Origin of the sequence: Clostridium sp. MCC328, assembly GCF_018785465.1 — a bacterium.
GTDB classification, from domain to species: Bacteria; Bacillota; Clostridia; order Lachnospirales; family Lachnospiraceae; genus Pilosibacter; species Pilosibacter fragilis.
Genome location: NZ_WQPW01000066.1, coordinates 1 through 5056 on the forward strand (window position 1 = coordinate 1; position 5056 = coordinate 5056).

The window sequence follows — 5056 nt, forward strand, 5'->3', positions numbered from 1 at the left end:
ATGTTTAGGCTACATGGGTCAATTTTGGGATTCATGGTACAGTTACCAGTTCAGATACTGCTCCGTGAATAATTCAGGTTACAGGTCTTGAACACCTTCAAAATGCAGAACAGGAAAACGTGGAAGAGATAGTGAGGGATAGATAATAGTTAAAATATTCATTGCTTCATTTATCCGCCGGTATAGAGCTTGTATTTAAAAGCCGGTTGGATATAGAGCATTGGACTTATATTTTTGATGATATGAATCATGCTTCAAGGAATAAATATACGGATGGTTCATTAAAAACGGTTGATAGTAATACAGCCATCGAACGATTAGAAAATTTGTGTGGATATGTTTTTGCTGAAAAACAGAAAGTACAGTTAAAGCGACTTAGAGAAACGAGAAACAGATTTGAACATGGAGCAATCGATAATAACCCTAGAGCTGTGGAAAGTGCAATTAATAATGCAGTTGAAGTGATTGTTGATTTTCTAGGGAAAAACTAAAACGAGTTTGAAATACCATCTAATATGCTTAGTGATGGGTTGACAGAGAGAGAAAAGGAATATTACAAAAGGCTTCAAATTGAAACAAAAAAATTGAAGAATCATCATGATGATGCTGTAAAACTAGCCATTTCAAGAGCGTTAAATATTACATTGCAAGAATATTTAATGGAATGTCCGGAATGCGGAGAAATGTTATTAAGGTATGGTGATGGTAATACACAATGCGAGTGCTATTATTGTGGTTATTCTGAGAAGCCGGCTAATGTTGCAAAAAAATATATTGAGAAAGTATTGCATATATCTGAATATGAGGTAGGGCATCATGGGGGTGAATTTCCCTTATTTACCTGCCCTGACTGTGATACTGATAGTATGGTAAAAACAGATTCATCATATTTTTGTTTTTGTTGTGGAACGAAATATCAGTTGAATGAACTGAAGTACCGTGAGAGATGTGGAGAATTATTTTTTCCTATAGATGACGATTTTATCTGTAAAGATTGTATGGATGGACAAATTAATGAGCGATGATGTTTTTTCATGGAGGGAAAAGTAAGAATAAAAATACGAGGGGGATTCCAATATGGATAATAGTTTTAGTATGAAGCGAGAATTTGAATTAAAAGAAGGATTATACTTTGTTCATGGGTATTATCTAAGTGGATGGAGAGAGAATGATATAGAGGAGTTATATCGTGACCAGATGATACTGATGCAAGATAGCATGGATGACATATATGATATTGATGCTTATGATATAAATCTGAGAGAAATGCGGCTGGAAAATCAAATTATGATTCCGGAAGGAGAGTTTGTGTATTACGATGGTAGAGAATTTCAAACAGCAGAGGATAATCCCACATCCATTGTACATACCGAACTTAATAAGCAGCTAATCAGAACGATTGGATTTCAAAATTACGGAAATCAGCCCAAGGAAGTAAATGAAGATATATCAGACGTATGCTCATATCATATAAATGTTGGACATGGAAACTGTAGCATTATCGTTTTTTGCGAAAATGGTTCATACAATATGTGGATGGTAGACTGCTCGGCATTTGATTTTACCAATAAGCATAATTACAGTTCTAATTTGGAAGATTGTTTACAGTCTATTTTCAATAAGTTTGGAATAGACAGAATATCAAAATTGATGATTACACACCTGCACTATGATCATATTAACGGAATTGAACATTTAATTAAAAGAGGATGGATTGATGCCAATACAGAAGTATGGATGAATACACAATATCCTTGGAAACAGCCTACATATAATCGTATTTTATTACAATTAAGTGCTTTAGGAGTTAAATTTATAGATCCGATTATTGGTAATTCTACAAACAATATTCATATTCTGTATCCAGATGTCAGTTTCAACAAAAAAAACAAGGCACCAAAGAACAATATCAATAATACATCTGTTTTATATCAGATATGTTTTGGGGAAAATAGTATGCTATTTACAGGAGATATTGAGACGGAAGGTTGGGAGAATGTATCAACTTGTATGCCCAATTTGTGTAAATCAACATATTACTGTATATCACATCATGGTAGTATTACAGGGCATATTCGAAGTAATTGTATGCCAGCAAATTGTTGTATTACAACACTTGCAGATTGTGCTGATTCAACAAGATTACAAGTATTAATGGGAAGAGACGGAGCATATAAGGGGGTGTACAGCAGAAAAGTTCTTGGAGATTTTAAGAATATAGAAAAAACAGAGGAAGCACAGAAATACCTTAGTCTGGACTGGAAAACGGGTAAAGTGCGTAGTGTTTAGGAGAGCGGAAAGTGAAAGATTTTGTTTCTTTTGTAAAAAATACTTCAACTGAGAATTTATTAAATTTTGGGGAGAAATGTCTATAAAAAAATATCAGAAGCAGCTAAAAAACACTGATAAAAATGAATTAAAGGCAACGATTAACTTCCCTTTGAAAATACACCAATATGGATTTATTCAACGAAATGTAGAAGTAATGCTTTCGGCGTGGGATATTCCTGACATGATATATACATCTATTTGTGAAAGCAATGATTACCGGAAAGGACATATGACAGAAGATATGGCGGGCTATGTGACAAATTTGTATAGAGGATTTGAAAACGATAAATCTAAGATACATTATTTGAATGAAGTATCGTTGGCTGGAGTTTTTACTTATCTTATGGGAATGACATATGAACAGTTCGAGTTTCAGAATCTGGCTTGGACTTTACAAAATTTCAATAGAAATTATCATATTCTGGTTGCATCTGATAAAATTTGCAGAAAAGAGATAATTGACATCAATGCAATCGTTAGGGAACAATTTGGATTCGGACTCGATGAATTGTTAATGACTGAACTGATTATATTATGGTTGTGCGGTCAGCATTCTGATCCGTTGACGGCACCGGAAAATATGTATCAAGGAAAGGTTTCTCAAAGTGTAACAAGAGAAAAAATCGAAAGAATTATAGACTATTATTCCGTTGACTATGATCAGGTTCGAAATTGCGAGATAAAAAAGCAAATATTTTACTCGAAACCATTTGTGAAAACTCAAAAGCATAAACAGACCCTGTTAGTAAGTATGCACCTTTTGCAAATGTCTTTTGCAGATGGATTATATTGGCTAGAGAGAGATTACTATTTAGATAAACACAAGGGGCAGAAATTTTTAAATGCATTTGGCAATATGTTTGAGGAGTATTTTCAGGAATTGGCACAATTGTATTTGCATCGGGATATGTGGGATAAAATCCCTGAAGGAAAAGAAAAGAGTGCGGATTTTTACATAGAATTTGAAGAGGTGATATTTCTTTTTGAATTAAAGTCTGGCACTATGGGGATAGGCGCAAAACAACAGGTCCCGGAGGTGGATCTGATAGAAAAGTTCTATTCAAGGAACATTAGGGAAGCATATGAACAATTAAAAGCATCGGAAAAGGTTTATCAGCAGAAGGGAAAGCGGATTATAAAGGTCTTTTTGTTGTATGAGTTTACAAATAATACGCAAATTATGATGTCTTCTTTGCCGGAGATATTTGAAAAGGTTTGTTAATTTTGATTTTTTTAGATGTATGTAAGATATTGGAGGATTAGTATAGTATGGATGTAGTGGCAAAGATTGTTTTCATAGATGAACAAAGATTATTGATAATGGAAATGTCACCTGTAGCCGAAGTAAATCCATTTTTGAATGGAATTCTTTTTAACTTAACATTAGATAATGTTTCTAATGAACAGCCTATAAAAATGACTTGCGAAGGGAAAAATAGAGTTGTTGATTTTTTGGGACGTAAATATTCAAAGGTAAAAGAAGTAAATCGTTTGATAAAATTTTTTAGGGATGTGCCAATCCAAAACTATATTTATATTTATCCATATAATGAACAGTTTAAGGAATTGTACGATACCTTAAAAGAATCATTACCATATTATAATAAAGGAGAGACAGATGAGACAATTGCATTAGAAATGAAGGAGTATATGGAAGTAAAGGGAAATATACAAAAATATTTAGATATATATCCATATGAAATACAAATGATAGTACCCGAACAAAAAGTGATAAAAGGTGAAAAAGATAAACGAAAAAGAAAATGTATTTATTGTGGTGGTAGTGTAAAGGATGGTAAAACAAGATATCAGGAAATCGCACATGCAATACCAGAGGCACTTGGAAATACTAAATTTATACAGAGAGAAGAGTGCGATGCATGTAATGATTATTTTGCAAGAAACGCTGAGGAAGATTTGTGCAATTTTCTTGTATGGAAAAGACTACAATATGGACTTAAAGGAAAAAATGGTTATCCAATTTTTCAACTTACAGATGGTAGATATGCAAGATTTTTTGATTATGAAAAAGAAGAATATGAGTCAGACTGGGGATGCTTTGAGAGTATAAAAGCATTTGTAAAAGAAAATAAAGTGAAAGGACCAGTTGTTATTTCGAACCAAAAGCCTGACAGTAGTGGTAATATCGAAATTACTTACGTCAAAGATTATGTTCCTCAACATGTTTATAAAACTTTTGTAAAATGTGTAATAGGTCTTATTGGGAATGAATCGTTGTTTCCCTTTGTTAAAACAATAGATTGGCTTCGATATGGAAACGATAATATTCAGTTGCCAGATGTTGTGTTACTTAAGTGTAAAAGATTAATATTAGAACCGGAATTATACATTTTTACGAGAAAAAAGCTATGTGATTATAGGATACCATATTGTTATGGTGAATTAAGAATTTTGGATACTATTTTTGTATTTATAATTCCGTTTACAGAAAACGATAAATATGATTTTGTTGATGAAAAAGAATGTAGAATATTTCTGGAAATGCTGAGAAATCAGTATGGGAGATATGAAACAGAAAATTTTTCAAGCATAGTTCCACGAAAAATAGACGAACAGTGCGTAATCAGTAAGCAGATTATTTAGAGATAGTAATTTGCTAAATTTTTTTGTCCTATACTTGACATATGTTGTGGTCAAGCTTTTTTGTAACACTTGTGGCTAAAAAAATAGTGCTTATCAATTTATGCTGCCGTCCTTGCTTCAT

5 protein-coding genes are annotated in these 5056 nt (G+C 32.7%); all 5 read left to right on the top strand.

All coding sequences use genetic code 11. From position 1 onward, the window contains the following. Positions 1–206 precede the first annotated feature (206 nt). The 5 genes from GPK83_RS10350 to GPK83_RS10370 all read left to right on the top strand — a co-directional run bounded on the left by GPK83_RS10350 (position 207) and on the right by GPK83_RS10370 (position 4935). Positions 207–491: a hypothetical protein gene (locus tag GPK83_RS10350; RefSeq protein ID WP_215704727.1), complete on the top strand. Its 285-nt coding sequence runs from the start codon at positions 207–209 to the stop codon at positions 489–491. Between the two features lie 24 nt (positions 492–515). Continuing rightward, positions 516–1025, top strand: a complete 510-nt coding sequence (locus GPK83_RS10355) for a hypothetical protein (protein WP_215704728.1) — start codon at positions 516–518, stop codon at positions 1023–1025. A 52-nt stretch (positions 1026–1077) separates the two neighbouring features. After that, entirely contained in the window at positions 1078–2289 is a 1212-nt protein-coding gene (locus GPK83_RS10360) for an MBL fold metallo-hydrolase (RefSeq protein ID WP_117553064.1), read from the top strand. Between the two features lie 76 nt (positions 2290–2365). Then, positions 2366–3553, top strand: a complete 1188-nt coding sequence (locus GPK83_RS10365) for a hypothetical protein (RefSeq protein ID WP_215704729.1) — start codon at positions 2366–2368, stop codon at positions 3551–3553. Between the two features lie 47 nt (positions 3554–3600). After that, positions 3601–4935, top strand: coding sequence for an HNH endonuclease (locus tag GPK83_RS10370; RefSeq protein ID WP_215704730.1), 1335 nt, complete (start codon positions 3601–3603; stop codon positions 4933–4935). The last annotated feature ends 121 nt before the right edge of the window (positions 4936–5056 follow it).